The sequence below is a fragment of the Mycobacterium sp. GA-1199 genome, from assembly GCF_001500045.1.
In the GTDB taxonomy this organism is placed as follows: domain Bacteria; phylum Actinomycetota; class Actinomycetes; order Mycobacteriales; family Mycobacteriaceae; genus Mycobacterium.
This window is the reverse complement of sequence record NZ_LQIX01000002.1, coordinates 14,029-29,342: the sequence shown is the minus strand read 5'-3', so window position 1 is coordinate 29,342 and position 15,314 is coordinate 14,029. Positions and strand designations below refer to the sequence as shown.

Genomic DNA, 15,314 nt, shown 5'->3' with positions numbered 1-15,314 from the left:
CTTGATGCCAGCAACGCGGCCAGGAGAATGGCTCGACCCAGACTCCGGGTTGGGTCTCGGACTGGAAGACGTCCAGCCGGGGACGTTCAACACGACGATTCGCACCGACCGCTACACCTGCCCCGAATACGCCGCGGGTGAGCGGGAGAAGATCTGGATGCGCGCGTGGCAGATCGTGGGCCGGGTGGACGAGCTGCCAAAACCCGGTGACTGGAAAAAGTACGACATCATGGATCAGTCGTTCATCATCGTGCGCGGAAAGGACGAGAAACTCCGCGGTTTCGTCAACGCGTGCAGGCACCGCGGCAACGCGCTGTGCATCACCGAGACCGGAAATGCCAAGCGCGGCTTCCTGTGTCAGTACCACCTCTGGTCGTATGACCTCGAGGGCAGGCTCAAGGGGTTGCTGCGGGAGAACCTCGCCGGGCCGATCGACAAGACCGAGAACTCGCTGCTTGCGGTGTCGGTCGACACCTTCGCCGGATTCATCTTCCTCAACCCCGACCCCGAGGCGCAGCCGCTACGGGAGTATCTGGGCGAGGACGTGGTCACGTTGCTCGAGCCCTACAACATCGACAAGTTCACCACTGTCATGGATGTCACCGAGGCCATCGAGTGCAACTGGAAGGTCGTGATGGACGCCTTCGAGGAGGGCTACCACATCAACGGCATCCACCCTCAATTGTTGCAGGTGTTGCACATCAATCCGAGGACCGCGCGTTACCGGTTCTTCGAAAACCACAGTGTCGCAATGGCTCCGTTCGAGGTCACGGGTGCCAGTGCACAGGAGCAGGTCGAAGGCATGCTGGCGCTGCCGGAGACGTTCCCCGGGACTGTTGCGGTGATCCCGCGGTTCCAGGAACTCCTCGCGCCGTATCAGGACGAGGACGGAAAGGTCACATTCCCCGACGACGTCACCCCTCGCCTCCTGCTGCAACAGGCCACCCGCGAGGTGTTGACCGGGATGGGCCTCGACGTCAGCGCCCTGACGGACAGCCAGATGGTCGACAACCAGGGCTGGGTGTTGTTCCCCAACTACTTCATGACCGTTCGCGCAGGCGAATGCCACGTCATCATGTCGCGGCCGCATCCCGACGGCGACCCGAACCGCTGCATCTGGCACGTGGCCAGCTACATGTACGTGCCGGAGGATTTCCGCGATGCTGTGCGTGCCGAGGCGATCGTCGTGGACACGCCCGGCAGCTACAAGTATTTCGAAGCGCTCCAGCAGGACTACGAGCAGATGCCTCGCCAGCAGAAGGGCTTGCGCAACGACCGGCTCGACCACATGTCGCTCGTCAAAGAGGAAGTGGTCATTGCGCACTTCCACTCGGTGATCGACCGCTACATGGCCAACGCCGCGACCAATTGACTGGATCCGAAATCAAATCGAAAGAAGACACATTGACTCTCGAGGAGCGCATCGCGCACCACATCCGAATGGCAGAGGCATACCGTGATGCCTACTTGCGCCAAGGTGTGCAAGACGGCGAAGCCTTCGCTGATACATGGAAATTCGCTCCTGACGGGGTTTACGTCTCGCCGTACTTCACCGGCGATGAGGTGTTCAAGCTCAGCGAGTTCCCCGAAGACACCGCCAAGGCCTCCACGATGGAGGCCAAGGCGTACTCGCTGAGCTTTCCCGACTGGAAGCCAGCCGATTTCGCCTACTGGCCGGCCGACCACGGCTTCGTGATGAAGGCCCGATGGGAGGGCCACACGACCGACAACGTCAAGATGGGCTTCTACTCGTACAGCTTCGTCGAGACCGACGAGCACGGGCAGATCACCCGGTGGGAAACCCACGTCAACGACGAATACAACGCCTTCCTGGACGTCGCCATCGGCGTCCACGGTCCGTTCCACGGCACTGGCGAATACCTGGACGCTCTCGAGCGCCGCCTGGCGGAAGCCGGGGTGACGGTATGACGACCATCGACGACCTCCTCACCACGACAACCGGTCGGTCGCGTGCTGTGCTGGAGTACAGCCAGATCACCAAGCGATTGGTCGACAGTGCGAAGCGGCCCGGCTTCACCGTCGAAAGCTGGGCACCGCTCGGAGAACTGATCGCCATCGATGAGTTCGTCCGCGTCGGTCCGTTCAAAGAGGTGATGGACTGGAACCAGTACACCGAGTTTTTGACGAACTGGGCCATGTCATCGGACTGGGACTGTTCGTTCCAAAGGATCACGGAGACACCGGATTTGGTGTTCCTCGAACTCGAAGAACGTAGCCGCATCGGTGACTTCAGCAGCGTGGTCAATTCCCTGTCGGTCTACGAGTTCGACGCCGACGACAAGGTGCGGCGCATCGCCGTCTATCTACAGATGGAGATGCCTAGCGGCGCGCCGATGCCGAGTTTCGACGACGGCGGGGCAGTGGAGTGACCAAGCCGGAGGCCGCGGCCAGAGCAGCTGATCTGGACGAAGTGGACTTCTTCACCGACAACGATCTACTGCGTGATCCCTACGATTATCTCGCCGCTCTGCGCGAGGAGTGCCCACTGCGCCGCGAGCCTCATCACGACGTGGTGATGGTGACGGGGTACGACGAGGGTGTCGCCATCTACAACGACACGGCGCGGTTCTCGTCGTGTATCTCGGTCACCGGTCCGTTCCCCGGGTTCCCTGTGCCGCTGCAGGGGGACCTGACAGCGGAGCAGGTCTCCGAACTGATCGCCGAGCACCGCGACGAGGTGCCGTTCAGCGATCAGTTGCCGACCTTCGATCCGCCGGTGCACACCGCGCACCGGGCGCTGCTGTCGAGGATGCTCACTCCGAAGCGGCTCAAGGAGAACGAAGACTTCATGTGGCGGCTCGCCGACCGCCAACTCGACGTCGCGCTCACCGGCGGGCGCTGCGAGTTCATCGGTGATTTCGCGTCCCCATTCGCGATGCTCGTCATCGCCGACTTACTCGGCGTCCCGGAATCCGACCACGACGAGTTCCGTGCTGCGCTGCTGACCGAAGCGGGAACGATCGGCAGCAGCGAAGGCGACCAGATGCATCACTCGCCGCTGGAGTATCTCTACGGCAAGTTCGGTGAGTACATCCAGGACCGGCGGGATGAGCCACGCGACGATGTGTTGAACGGAATTGCCTCGGCTACATTTCCGGACGGCAGCGTCCCGGAGGTGATCGACGCGGTCCGCGTCGCGGCGAACTTGTTCGCCGCAGGCCAGGAGACGACGGTTCGCCTGTTGAGCGCCGCGGTGATGCTGATCGCCGAAGACGCTGAGCTGCAGGCGAAGCTGCGCGCGAACAGGGACCTGATCCCGGGCTTCATCGAAGAGGCATTGCGCTACGAGAGCCCTGTCCGAGGGGACTTCCGGCTGTCGAAATGCCCCGTCACCGTGGGCGGGGTCGACCTGCCCGCCGGAACGACGGTCATGCTGCTCAATGCCGCCATGAATCGCGACCCGCGCAGGTTCCCCGAACCCGACACCCTCGACATCCAGCGAGCCAACGCGCGCAGCCACGTCGCGTTCGGTCGCGGGCCACACGCATGCCCCGGTGCGCCGTTGGCTCGTGCCGAAGGCCGCATCAGCCTCGAGCGACTCTTCGACCGCACCACCGACATCCGGATCGACGAAGGCAAGCACGGCCCCGCCGACAACCGCCGCTACTCCTATCTGCCGACCTTCATCCTGCGCGGGCTGACCCGCCTGCACATCGAATTCTCGTAGGGGCTCTACCAAGATGCCGTTCGAAGACACCACCGCCATCGTCACCGGCGGTGCCGCCGGCCTCGGCCTGGCCATCACCGAGGCGCTTGCCGCGCGTGGGGCGAAGGTCGCGATATTCGACATCACCACCGATGAAATCGAGACCCAAGTCGACCGCTTGCGCCGCGACGGCGCAAAGGTCGCCGGTTATGTCGTCGACGTATCGAACCGTGCCGCAGTGGAGTCCGCAGTGGCCCAGGTCCGAGCCGACCTCGGCCCGGTGTTGATGCTGATCAACAACGCCGGCATCGAGCAATTCGGCAAATTCGCCGAGATCACCGACGAGCAATGGGACCGGGTGATGGCGGTGAACCTGCGCGGACCGTTCATCTGCACCCAGGTGGTGCTGCCCGACATGCTCGACGCACAGTGGGGCCGCATCGTCAACATCTCGTCGTCGAGTGCACAGGGCGGACAGTCCCGCATGGCGGCGTACGTCAGTTCCAAGGCCGGGGTGATCGGATTCACCAAGAGTCTCGCGTTGGAGCTGGGGCCGAAAGGCATCACGGTCAACACCATTCCGCCCGGCATGGTGGTCACCCCGATGCTGGAAAAGGCGATCGCGGAGGGACGGTTCACCGCGTCACTTGAGCATTTCGCCAAGATCACCCCTGTCCGCCGCGCGGGTCGGCCCGAGGACATCGCCAACGCCGCGATCTTTCTGTGTCAAGACGAATCCGACTACATCACCGGTCAAGTCATTCCTGTCAACGGAGGACGCCGAACGTGACGGGCACGCAGAGCGCACCGCCACTCCTGACGCCGCTGAAGGCCGACGAATGGGGCGACGACGAGTACGCCGCGTTCGGTGCACTGCTGGGCCTGCCGGGTGAGAAGGTGCCGCGCGCCGGCTCCGGCCATCCCGCCGACCCGCTCAGGTTCGACATCATCGGGTTGCTCGCTCGTCACCCGAAGATGGCGCGGCGGTTCCTGAGCTTCAACGGTTGGCTGCTTCAGCGCGGCGAGTTGCCGTTGCGCCTGCGCGAACTGGCGGTGCTACGAGTGGCGCTCACCCGGCGGTCCGCTTTCTTCTGGGGGGAGCACTTCAAGGTCGCGACGGATGGCGGCGTGCCGGAGGAGGACATCGCGCGCCTTGCGAAGGGTAACGAGGGTTTCGCCGGTGCCGACCGGTTGGTGCTCGACGCCACCGACGAATTGATCAGTCAGGGCCGCTCCGAGGAAACGACGTGGCAAGGCCTCACCGACGAACTCGGCACGCACCAGGCGATGGAACTCATCTTCGTTGTCGGCACCTACGCGATGCTGGCGATGGCGTTCGACACCTGGAGTCTTGCCCCACCCGCCGGCAGCGCGCCGCTACCAGAGCCGCTCGCGACCAGCACCCGTCAGCTCTAGCCGCAGCGACATTCGGGTCGTCGCCTGTCCGGCAACAGCTTTGACCCCGAGCTGATCGTCGGCGGCGCTGTGATCCGCTCCGGCCGCCCTGCGAGACGTTTCAAGTGGCTCCCGAATGGAAACCCGCCGCCGCGAGCAGGCCTGCCGTCAATGACGGTTATCGGCACCGAGACAGTCGCGATAGGGAGAGATCGATGGCGGACGACCGCGCACCCAAAGAAGCCGTCAAGGGCATCGTCGAAGAGGCCAAGGGCAAGGCCAAGGAGGCGGCCGGGACGCTACTCGGCAACGAAGAGCTCAAGCGCGAGGGCCAGGCCGAACAGCACAATCCGTCCTACATTCCCGGCGCGCCCGGTCCGGAGGCACCGTCGTTCGACGAGCCGACCGCCCCGCGCGAGCCCCTCCCGCCGAAGCCCGATCAAACTGCACCGAAACTGCGCACGGCCACGGGGGCTTCCGCCGAGGGACCGATGACCGCCCGCGGACAGCAGGGTGCGTACCTCACCACCGCGCAAGGCGCGCGGCTCTACGACACCGACCACTCCCTGAAGGCCGGCGAGCGCGGGCCGACTCTGCTGCAGGACCACCACCTTCGCGAGAAGATCACGCACTTCGACCACGAACGGATCCCCGAGCGGGTGGTGCACGCCCGCGGCGCGGGCGCGCACGGTGTGTTCCGCGCCAACGGTGCCGCCGAGAAGATCTGTAAGGCGGGCTTTCTGAAGTCCGGCGCGGAGACCGAGGTCTTCGTCCGCTTCTCCACCGTCCTGGGCAACCGCGGCTCGGCCGACACAGTGCGTGACACCCGCGGCTTCGCCACCAAGTTCTACACCCACGAAGGCACCTTCGACCTCGTCGGTAACAACATCCCGGTGTTCTTCATCCAGGACGGCATCAAGTTCCCCGACGTCGTCCATGCCGCCAAACCGCATCCGGATCGCGAGATCCCGCAGGCGCAGAGCGCACACGACACCTTCTGGGACTTCGTCTCGCTGCACACCGAAGCGCAGGCGCACACCATGTGGAACATGTCCGATCGCGGAATTCCGCGGTCGTACCGAATGATGGAGGGGTTCGGCGTCCACACGTTCCGGTTGATCGGGACCGACGAATCCACGTCGCTGGTGAAGTTCCACTGGAAGCCCCGGCTCGGTGTGCACTCCCAGGTGTGGGAAGAAGCGCAGATCACCGGTGGGGTGGATCCGGACTTCCATCGACGCGACCTCGCGGACGCGATCGAGAAAGGCGTCTATCCCGAGTGGGACCTCGGGGTGCAGGTGTTCCCGGACACCCCGGAGCAGATGTTCGAGGGCATCGACCTGCTCGACCCGACGAAGATCGTGCCCGAGGAATTGGCGCCCGTGCAGGTCATCGGAACGCTTCAGCTCAACCGCAACGTGACGAACTTCTTCGCCGAGACCGAGCAGGTGGCATTTCACCCCGGCCACCTGGTGCCCGGGATCGACATCACCGACGACCCGCTGCTGCAGGCGCGGCTGTTTTCCTATCTCGACACTCAGATCACCAGGCTGGCGGGCCCGAACTTCAGCCACATCCCGATCAACCGGCCGCACGCCCCGGTCAACGACATGTTCCGCGACGGGTTCCACCAGTCCGGCGTGCATCCCGGCGTGGCGCCGTACAAGCCGAACTCACTCGACGGGGGTTGCCCGTTCCTCGCGGGGGCGGACACCGGTGCGTTCATCGAGGTGCCCACCGTCGTTCCTGAATCGACGAAACGCCGTGATGCACCCGCCACCTACGACGACCACTTCAGCCAGGTGACCCTGTTCTACCGCAGCCTGAGCGCGGCCGAACAGGAGCACGTCGCCGAGGCGTACACCTTCGAACTCGGCAAGTGCTACGAGCAGGCGGTCAAGGAGCGCCAGCTGGTGGCCCTGGCGAACATCGACCCCGACCTGTGCGCGAAGGTGGCCGAGGGGCTGGGCCTCGAGGCGCCGGCGCCCACCGTGGTCCCCGCCGACCCCGAAGTACCCAGCCCGACGTTGTCGCAGGTCGGTGAGGAATGGCCCGTCGAGGGCCGCCAGATCGGCATCCTCACCGGCCCGGACTCCGACCTCGCCGGCGTGGCGGCCGCTGTCACCGCGATCGCGAACGCGAAGAACGTGCCGTTCGTCGTCGCCGCGCACGGCGGCACCCTCGAACACGACGGCGGCGCCATACCGATTTCGCGCACCTACGCGACCACCCGTTCGGTGGAGTTCGACGCCATCCTCATCGCGGGATCACCGATCAACGACAAAGCGAAGACGATCGTCGACGAGACGTTCCGGCATCACAAGGCGATCGCGGTGCTGCCGGCGGGGACTGAGCTTGCTGCCGCCGCAGCGGTTCCCACCGACGGGCCCGGGCTGTTCTCCGGCGCGGATCCGGCGACGCTGGCCCAGTCACTGCTCAACGCGCTCGGCCAACACCGGGTGTGGGACCGGGTGGTCGTCGCCTGACGACGATCCCGGATGGCGACTGTGATCTTGGCCTGCGGTCCGGCTGGCGTCAGGACGGTTTGATGATGGTTTTGTGAAGATTTCGGCAACTGCCCGGAAGCGGGCGGTTGAGCGGCACGATGGGGTGATGAATACCGCCGCGCAATCGTCTGCCTGCAGTGCGGATTCCGGCTACCGCGCCTTGGTGGTCGATGATGAGGCGCCGCTGGCGGAAGTGGTGGCGAGCTATCTCGAGCGGGAACATTTCGATGTCACGGTGCGGCACACGGGGGGTGAAGCGCTAGACGTTGCACGTGAGGTCGACCCGGATGTGGTGGTGTTGGATCTCGGCCTGCCCGGGATCGACGGGGTCGAGGTCTGTCGGCAGCTACGGACGTTCTCCGACGCCTATGTCGTGATGCTGACCGCCCGCGATACCGAGGTCGACACGATCGTCGGCCTCTCGGTCGGCGCCGACGACTACGTGACCAAACCCTTCAGTCCGCGCGAGTTGGTCGCGCGGATCCGGGCCATGCTGCGGCGACCCCGCACAGTCGGAGCACCAGACTCAGGCCCGAACGCGATGAGCGCCGAGGTGCCGGCACCGCGGGTGTTCGGTTTGCTGTCGATCGATATCGCCGGAAGGCAGGTGTATCTCGGCAACAAGTTGATTGCGTTGACGCGCACCGAGTTCGACATTCTCGCAGCCCTGTCCTCGCGCCCCGGTGTGGTGTGGAGCCGCCGGCAGCTCATCGAAGCGGTTTGGGGCGAAACATGGGTCGGCAACCGCCACCTGGTCGATGTGCACGTCGGACATCTTCGGCGCAAACTCGGCGACGACCCTGCCGAGCCCAAATTCGTGTTCACTGTTCGCGGGGTGGGATACCGGATGGGGACCGGGCAGTGAGGGCGCCGACGGGCACCGGGATGCTCCGCCGGTTGCTGTTGGCCCAGGCGCTGGTGTTGCTCGCCGTCGGCGTCACGACGTGGGTGGTGGCGTCACTGGTCGGCCCGCCGTTGTTTCGTGAGCACCTCCATCAGGCCGGCGTGCCACACGACTCCAGTGAGCAGTTCCACGCCGAACAGGCCTACCGCCACGCCACGGCTATCTCAGTCGGGGCCGCGATCGCGGTGGCGGCCTTGACGGCGTTCGTGGTCACCCTCTATCTGAGCCGGCGCGTACAGCACTCGGTCGCCGAGATATCTACGGCTGCGGCGACCGTCGCCGAGGGCCGCTACGACGTCCGGGTGACACCACCGCGACTGGGTGATGAATTCAATGGGCTGGCGGCCGCTTTCAACCAGATGGCGCAACGACTGCAGGCGGTGGAAGCGACCCGCCGCCGGTTGTTCGGAGACCTGGCCCACGAGATCCGTACCCCGGTGGCGGTGCTCGAGGCTTACCTCGAAGCCGTCGAGGACGGTGTGAAAAGCCTCGACGCGTCGACCGTCGCGATGCTGCGTGAGCAGACCGGCCGACTCGTGCGGTTCTCGGCGGACGCCGCCGCGCTCGCACAAGCCGAGGAGGCCCACTTCACCATTGCACCCGAATGGGTTGAGACCCGCCAACTGATCGGCACGGTGCGTGCCGCGGTCGCCGACCGCTACGCCGCAAAGGGTGTGGCGCTGAAGGTTCGGTTCGATGATGCGCCCCGGCTGTGGGGTGATAGCCAGCGGCTTTCCCAGGTGATCGGGAATCTGCTCGACAACGCACTCCGGCACACTCCCACCGGCGGACAGGTCGCCCTCGCTGTCGAGACCGTTGGCACCGATGTGGTTTTCACGGTCTCCGACGACGGGGACGGCGTCGCCGCCGAACATCTGCCACACCTGTTTGAGCGCTTCTACCGGGCAGACACCGCCCGAGACCGTGACCGCGGTGGTGCGGGGATCGGGCTGGCAATAGCCAAGGCGCTGACGGAGGCCCATGGCGGCCGCATCAGCGCAACCAGCTGCGGGCCCGGCGAAGGGACCACCTTCACCGTGACGGTGCCCCTACATCCAACGATCGGCGTGCACGCCTTCGACAAGCATCAGGCCGCGCCGACGGTCAGCTCGTGACTGGACGTGCACCCCCACCGGGTGGATGCAGCGGCATCCGCGGCGGTGCGGGCCACTACAGCGATTTGAGTATCTCGTTCATCGTCTCGATCTCCTTCTGCTGACTGCTCACCATCGCTTTAGCCAGCGCGATCGCGTCAGGAGACTGGCCGTTGTCGATCTCGTTCTGCGCCATGGTGATTGCGCCCTGGTGGTGTTGAATCATCTGGGTGAGAAACAGTTTGTCGGCCTCGACGCCCTGAGCGTTCTGCAAGGCCTGCATGTCAGCCGGCGACACCATCCCCTCCATGCCCGCCATGTTTCCCATCCCCGGCATGCCCGGCATCATTGATCCGCTCGGTGCGGGTGATGCAGGGGGAGAGACTGTTTCGGTTCCAGAGCCATGCATTCCACCATGACCGGGAGGCATGTTGCCACCGGTGCCTTTAGGGCCGGGCATCCCGCCCGGTCCGGGCATACCCCACTGGTCAAGCCAACCCTGCATCTGTTTGATCTCGGGGCCCTGCGCATCCTTGATCTGCCTCGCCATGTCGGCCACTCGCGAGTCGATGCCCTGCTTCTCCAAGATCATGTCGCTCATCTCGACCGCCTGTTGGTGATGCGGGATCATGTGGTGGGCGAACATCACATCGGCATGGTTGTGGCTCGCAGCCGGCGCTGCACTCACGGTTTGAGTGGGAGCGGGGGATGCCGTCTCTTGGTTGGTTCCAGAGTTGCTACACGCTGCGACAACTGACGCTGCGGCCAGCACCGCCGCGACCGCGCCTGCCCTGTTCATCGCCTTCACCACATCCTTCCGCGTCCATCACGAACCGATCCGTTGCAGATCTTCTCGAAGGGGTGTAGGGCTGCTGTAGTCGTTCCCTGAAGATTTGGTGAAGAAGCCCGGCGCTCAACAGCGGATGGACCGGATCGCAAGGCCTGGCTCCGGAGGACCTCGCGGACGCCGCACAAGCTTTAACCAGGGCTCGCGCGTACGGACGCACTGGTGTGACGTCCCGATAACGAGATTGCGTCAGGTATTCGGGCGAGAAGGCCGATCGCCATGGCGCTGCTACCCTCGGGAACATTGTGAGATACCAGGTGGCCGTCCCGGCGTCGCGGATCCGCGCGGCGCTCGCGCTGGGCATGGCGTTGTGGCTCGTCGCCGTCGCCGCCCAATGGGCGCTCCCGGTCAAGGAGGTCACCCCGCCGCACGGGCCACACGCACTTTCGTCGGCCCTTGTCGGTGATCACCCGGTCGTCGTCGATCATCAGCACATCGGTGATGCGTCGCCCACATTGCCCCCGGATGCGCTCGCCGAGGCGGTTCTTCCGCGGGCGTCCACCTCACTTGTCCTGTTGGGGCTGATCACCGCGCTCGTGGTTATCGCGGTGTGCTGGCATCAACCGACACTGGCGGCCATCCGTGGCCCCCCCAAGTCACGGCCGTCCGTTCTTTTTGGCCGGGTGCTGCTCACCCGGCTCTGCATCGCGCGACGCTGATCCGGCGGCGTCAGACCACGCCGCCTGGCTGCGGCACGGTCGGTGACCGTCGCCCCTTTCAGCTGCCGCGTAACGATTTCCGCGGCTCGATGCAAAGCGATGCACTTAGATGAATCACGTTCTTTCCCTGCATAATCTGAAGCCGCATATTCCTGGTCAAACATGCCTGGGCCGCTATGACCGGCCGGGCACGATGGTCGGGCACACCCCGGTGTTGCGCATTGCAGAACCCTTTGCGTCGGCACATCGAGGTTTCTGGGCCAAGCTCGAGGGCTTCAGCCCCGGTGGCATGAAGGACCGTCCTGCCATGTACATGGTGGAACGGGCGCGGGCCAGCGGTGCGCTCCGCCCAGGTGGCCGAATAGTCGAATCCACCAGCGGCACCCTGGGTTTGGGCTTGGCGCTCGCTGGCACCGTCTATCGGCATCCGGTTACCCTGGTGACCGACCCCGGTATGGAGCCGATCATCCAGCGAATGCTGCGGGCGTATGGCGCCGATGTCGACCTGGTGAGCGAGCCGCATCCCGACGGCGGGTGGCAGCAGGCGCGCCGTGACCGGGTGCTGCAGGTACTGGCCGCCGACGAGAGCGCGTGGTATCCGGATCAGTACAACAACCCCGACAACGTCGACGCCTACCGCGGGCTGGCTTTGGAATTGCACGCCCAACTCGGCACCGTCGACGTGCTGGTGTGTTCGGTCGGTACCGGCGGTCACTCGGCCGGTGTGGCGCGGGTGCTGCGGGAATTCAACCCCGACATGCAGTTGATCGGGGTCGACACCGTGGGCTCCACCATCTTCGGCCAACCGGCCTCGACACGACTGATGCGCGGCCTGGGGTCGAGCATCTATCCGGGAAACGTCGACTACGGAGCCTTCGACGAGATCCATTGGGTCGCCCCTGCTGAAGCCGTGTGGGCATGCCGCACGATGGCAGCCACTCATTACGCCAGCGGCGGGTGGAGTGTCGGGGCAGTGGCTCTGGCCGCCGGCTGGGCGGCGCGCACCTACCCAGCGGATATGACAATCGCGGCGATCTTCCCCGACGGCCCACAGCGCTACTTCGACACCATCTACAACGACGAGTTCTGCCGCGAGCACAATCTCCTGGGCGAAGCACCTCCCACCGAACCGGCGGTCATCGACGACCCACGACAACGTGTGGTGTCGTCGTGGACGCGGTGTGCCACCGTGGTGGATCCGGTTGGCGGTTTGCGATGAGTCTGGTCGGTGAGTTCCGCAGCTTCGGGTGGCCGAGCCGACTGCTGATGATCAACCAGTTCGGCATCAACCTCGGCTTCTACATGTTGATGCCCTACTTGGCCGGATATCTTGCAGGTCCGCTCGGAATGGCGGCGTGGGCCATCGGCTTGGTGCTTGGGGTGCGCAATTTCTCTCAGCAGGGCATGTTCATCGTCGGCGGAACGTTGGCCGACCGCATCGGATACAAGCCGCTGATCGTCTCCGGTTGCCTACTGCGTACTGCCGGCTTCGGATTGCTCGTCTTCGCCGAGTCTTTGCCCGCCGTCCTGATCGCCTCGGCGGCAACGGGATTCGCCGGGGCGCTGTTCAATCCGGCAGTGAGGGCCTACCTTGCCGCCGATGTCGGCCGCCGTCGTGTCGAGGCGTTTGCGCTGTTCAATGTCTTCTACCAGGGCGGAATTCTCGCCGGGCCGCTCGTCGGGCTGGCGCTGTTGATGCTCGACTTCCGCATCGCTGCGGCGGCCGCTGCGGCTGTCTTCGCGCTATTGACGATCGCGCAGCTGTTCGCGCTCCCGCAGCACAACGCCACCCAGCCCCTGAAAGAATCCTCGATATTGGACGACTGGCGAACGGTCGTGGCCAACCGGTCCTTCGTGCTGTTCGCGGCGGCGATGATCGGCTCGTATGTGCTGTCCTTCCAGGTCTATCTGGCGCTACCGCTACAGGCCAAGGACCTGATGCCGGATTCCGAAGCGCTCGTGGTCGCGGCTGTTTTCGTCATCTCTGGACTGGTTGCGGTCGCGGGCCAGCTGAAGATCACACGGTGGTTCGCCGAGCGGTGGGGGCCCGGGCACTCGCTGGTGATCGGCTTGCTGATTCTCGCGTCGTCGTTCATACCGATGGCCGTGCTGCCCGACGGTAGTCGTGCCGGTGAGATCGCCGCGGTGGCCGCACTTCTCGTCGGTGCGGCAATGCTGGCAATCGGATCGGCCGCGGTGTTCCCGTTTGAAATGGACACGGTGGTGTCACTGGCCGGCGGACGGTTGGTCGGCACGCACTACGGGTTCTACAACACCATCGTCGGAATCGGGATTCTCGCAGGCAATCTCGGCACGGGAGCGCTCATGCAGAAGGCTGCCGACGTCGGGACGCCGGAACTGACGTGGATCGCATTGAGTGTCATCGGGGTGGCGGCGGCCTGCGCGCTCTACCGGCTGGACCGCACCGGCAGACTTCAGCCTCAGCCGGTCCGTACTTCGATCACACGGCCGTAAGGCACTGCGCCTCAGGATGATATGTCAGACGCCCGACACCTGACGGCCGTCGGCCTGCCACGCGCGCATGCCCCCGCGGAGTTCGATGATGTCGATGTAGCCGAGCTCGCGAAGTGATTGGGCCGCAACCGTACTCATCGGTCCAGAGCGGCAGTAGATGGCCAGGGGGGCGCTGCGATCGGCGGGAAGGAGCTCAGCTCGCGCGGCGATCTGATCGAACGGGATCGACAGGTCTGTGCCCGGGATGTCGCCCTCGAAGGGCACGTGCACGTTCACGGTCACACGATCGGGCTCGGCGATCGCTGCGGCGAACTCCCCCGGGTCCACCAGCCGCGCGGCGCTCGCCGGCTCGAGTCGCGAGGTCGCGGTCGGGGGAACATCATCCGACGCGCACGCGCTCAAGCCCATTACGCCGGCTGCCGTCAGTACCGAGGCAAGCAGTTGTGACGATCGGGTGACCACCGTGGATCGAGATGCTTCGAACATATTCCGAAGGTACCCCCCAGGGGTACTTGCGCACCAGTGCGGCGAGCAGCTAGGGTCCCACCATCAGATACCCCCCTGGGGTATAGAGGAGAGGATCGGATGATGGCGACGACAACCCCGACAGTGGTCGACTGGCACCTTCGCGGCGACTGGTTCGATGTGTGTAGCTGCAAACTGCCCTGCCCGTGCAGTTTCGCTCAGGAGCCCACGCACGGCGACTGTCTGTTCACCCTCGTTTGGCACATCCGTGACGGGTACTTCGGCGACGTGGATCTCGCCGGGTTGAACGTCATCTCTCTGGGGGAATTCACGGGGAACATGTGGGTCGGTGATCCCAACGCGATGATGAGGTTGATGTTCTACATCGATGCCCGTGCCGACGCCGACCAGCGTCACGCGCTGAAGCGGATCTTCACCGGCAAGGAAGGCGGCTGGCCTGCCGAATTCGCATCTCTCATCGCCGATTTACGCAGCATCGAATACGCCCCCATCACGTTTGAATCTGCAGATGACCTGGCCTACTGGCGCGCCGAGATTCCTGGGAAGGTCGATGTGCGGGTCGGCGCGCTGACCGGCCCCACATCTGATCCGAATCGGCGCGTCACCACCGTCAACGCGCCGGGAGCGGAGGTCGGCCCCGGGCAGGTCGCCACGTGGGGCGTTGTCGAGCGTGATCACGCCGCCGGGTTCGAGTGGTCTCACGAATACCACGGCGGCTCGAGCAAGCACTTTCCCTTCGACTGGCGGCCCGACGGCGGCGACGCAGACCTTCTGGAGGCCACCTCCACCTGGGCGTCGCAGTGTGAATGCCACACCTGATTTCTGACGGCCCTGGCGCCGGTCCTCGGATATACGCGGCGGCTCCTTGTGGTGGGTCGGCAACGTCGACGGTATTTGCTGATTTCCTCCGAGCGGACGCGCGCGAAATTACCATCGAATCAGCCGACCACCAGATGTCGTCCTTCGACCTCGGACGGCTGACTCAAGGGGGTTCGAATGCGTTACCTCGGTGTTGCCGCCTCGACGGCAGGTCTCATGGTTGCCGTGGCGGTGGCGGCACCCGCCGGAGCGACCGAGGACGAGTTCCTGCGTGACCTCCAACCGCGGTATTCGTTCCTGACGGCCGAGGAACTGGTCACGCAGGGTTACCGGGCCTGCGCCGCCACCAGCGTCGGTGTCCTGGCACCGGACGCGGTCCAGATGATCAGCGCGGACCTCGGCATCTCGACCGGTGCGGCGATGGACATCGTCAGCCGCGCACTACTGCGGCTCTGTTGACC

General features: G+C 65.0%; 16 protein-coding genes. 14 read left to right on the top strand and 2 right to left on the bottom strand.

Annotation, left to right across the window (positions count from 1 at the left end; all coding sequences use genetic code 11):
- Positions 1-4 precede the first annotated feature (4 nt).
- The 9 genes from AU198_RS03260 (at position 5) to AU198_RS03220 (ending at position 9,588) form a co-directional block, all read left to right on the top strand.
- Positions 5-1,372: an aromatic ring-hydroxylating oxygenase subunit alpha gene (locus tag AU198_RS03260; protein ID WP_064346067.1), complete on the top strand. Its 1,368-nt coding sequence runs from the start codon at positions 5-7 to the stop codon at positions 1,370-1,372.
- Positions 1,373-1,404: 32 nt separating this feature from the next.
- A complete protein-coding gene (locus tag AU198_RS03255; protein WP_064346157.1) occupies positions 1,405-1,929 on the top strand; it encodes a hypothetical protein in 525 nt (174 codons plus the stop codon).
- Positions 1,926-2,390 carry a hypothetical protein gene (locus AU198_RS03250; RefSeq protein WP_064346066.1) on the top strand — a complete coding sequence of 155 codons (465 nt, stop codon included), beginning with the start codon at positions 1,926-1,928 and terminating at the stop codon, positions 2,388-2,390. The genes AU198_RS03255 and AU198_RS03250 overlap by 4 nt, the downstream gene beginning before the upstream one ends.
- Complete coding sequence (locus tag AU198_RS03245; protein ID WP_231744558.1) at positions 2,387-3,688, top strand: cytochrome P450; 1,302 nt, start codon at positions 2,387-2,389, stop codon at positions 3,686-3,688. The genes AU198_RS03250 and AU198_RS03245 overlap by 4 nt, the downstream gene beginning before the upstream one ends.
- Positions 3,689-3,701: 13 nt before the next feature.
- Positions 3,702-4,457 carry an SDR family NAD(P)-dependent oxidoreductase gene (locus AU198_RS03240; protein ID WP_064346065.1) on the top strand — a complete coding sequence of 252 codons (756 nt, stop codon included), beginning with the start codon at positions 3,702-3,704 and terminating at the stop codon, positions 4,455-4,457.
- Positions 4,454-5,083: a carboxymuconolactone decarboxylase family protein gene (locus tag AU198_RS03235; RefSeq protein WP_064346064.1), complete on the top strand. Its 630-nt coding sequence runs from the start codon at positions 4,454-4,456 to the stop codon at positions 5,081-5,083. The genes AU198_RS03240 and AU198_RS03235 overlap by 4 nt, the downstream gene beginning before the upstream one ends.
- A 194-nt stretch (positions 5,084-5,277) precedes the next feature.
- On the top strand, positions 5,278-7,548 hold the full coding sequence (locus AU198_RS03230) for a catalase (RefSeq protein ID WP_064346063.1): 2,271 nt from the start codon (positions 5,278-5,280) through the stop codon (positions 7,546-7,548).
- A gap of 127 nt (positions 7,549-7,675) precedes the next feature.
- A complete protein-coding gene (locus AU198_RS03225; protein WP_064346062.1) occupies positions 7,676-8,434 on the top strand; it encodes a response regulator in 759 nt (252 codons plus the stop codon).
- Positions 8,435-8,454: 20 nt separating this feature from the next.
- Entirely contained in the window at positions 8,455-9,588 is a 1,134-nt protein-coding gene (locus tag AU198_RS03220; RefSeq protein ID WP_082690841.1) for a sensor histidine kinase, read from the top strand.
- Between the two features lie 55 nt (positions 9,589-9,643).
- Here the strand turns inward: AU198_RS03220 and AU198_RS03215 are convergent, their stop codons facing one another.
- Entirely contained in the window at positions 9,644-10,366 is a 723-nt protein-coding gene (locus tag AU198_RS03215; protein WP_064346155.1) for a DUF305 domain-containing protein, read from the bottom strand.
- A gap of 293 nt (positions 10,367-10,659) precedes the next feature.
- On the opposite strand from AU198_RS03215, the gene lpqS reads away from it, so the two are divergent.
- From lpqS to AU198_RS03200, 3 genes are all read left to right on the top strand, one after another.
- Entirely contained in the window at positions 10,660-11,073 is a 414-nt protein-coding gene (gene lpqS / locus AU198_RS03210; RefSeq protein WP_064346060.1) for a putative copper homeostasis (lipo)protein LpqS, read from the top strand.
- 109 nt (positions 11,074-11,182) lie between these two features.
- Positions 11,183-12,292, top strand: coding sequence for a PLP-dependent cysteine synthase family protein (locus AU198_RS03205; protein WP_064346059.1), 1,110 nt, complete (start codon positions 11,183-11,185; stop codon positions 12,290-12,292).
- Positions 12,289-13,548, top strand: a complete 1,260-nt coding sequence (locus AU198_RS03200; protein WP_064346058.1) for an MDR family MFS transporter — start codon at positions 12,289-12,291, stop codon at positions 13,546-13,548. The genes AU198_RS03205 and AU198_RS03200 overlap by 4 nt, the downstream gene beginning before the upstream one ends.
- 24 nt (positions 13,549-13,572) lie before the next feature.
- On the opposite strand, the gene AU198_RS03195 is transcribed toward AU198_RS03200, so the two are convergent.
- Complete coding sequence (locus AU198_RS03195; RefSeq protein WP_064346057.1) at positions 13,573-14,034, bottom strand: rhodanese-like domain-containing protein; 462 nt, start codon at positions 14,032-14,034, stop codon at positions 13,573-13,575.
- A gap of 99 nt (positions 14,035-14,133) precedes the next feature.
- Between AU198_RS03195 and AU198_RS03190 the strand changes: the two genes are divergently transcribed.
- Together AU198_RS03190 and AU198_RS03185 are read left to right on the top strand one after the other, a co-directional pair.
- The gene (locus tag AU198_RS03190) at positions 14,134-14,853 is read left to right on the top strand and encodes a DUF1326 domain-containing protein (RefSeq protein ID WP_082690840.1); all 720 of its coding nucleotides are present in this window, start codon (positions 14,134-14,136) and stop codon (positions 14,851-14,853) included.
- Positions 14,854-15,030: 177 nt separating this feature from the next.
- On the top strand, positions 15,031-15,312 hold the full coding sequence (locus AU198_RS03185) for a DUF732 domain-containing protein (protein WP_064346055.1): 282 nt from the start codon (positions 15,031-15,033) through the stop codon (positions 15,310-15,312).
- Positions 15,313-15,314 lie beyond the last annotated feature (2 nt).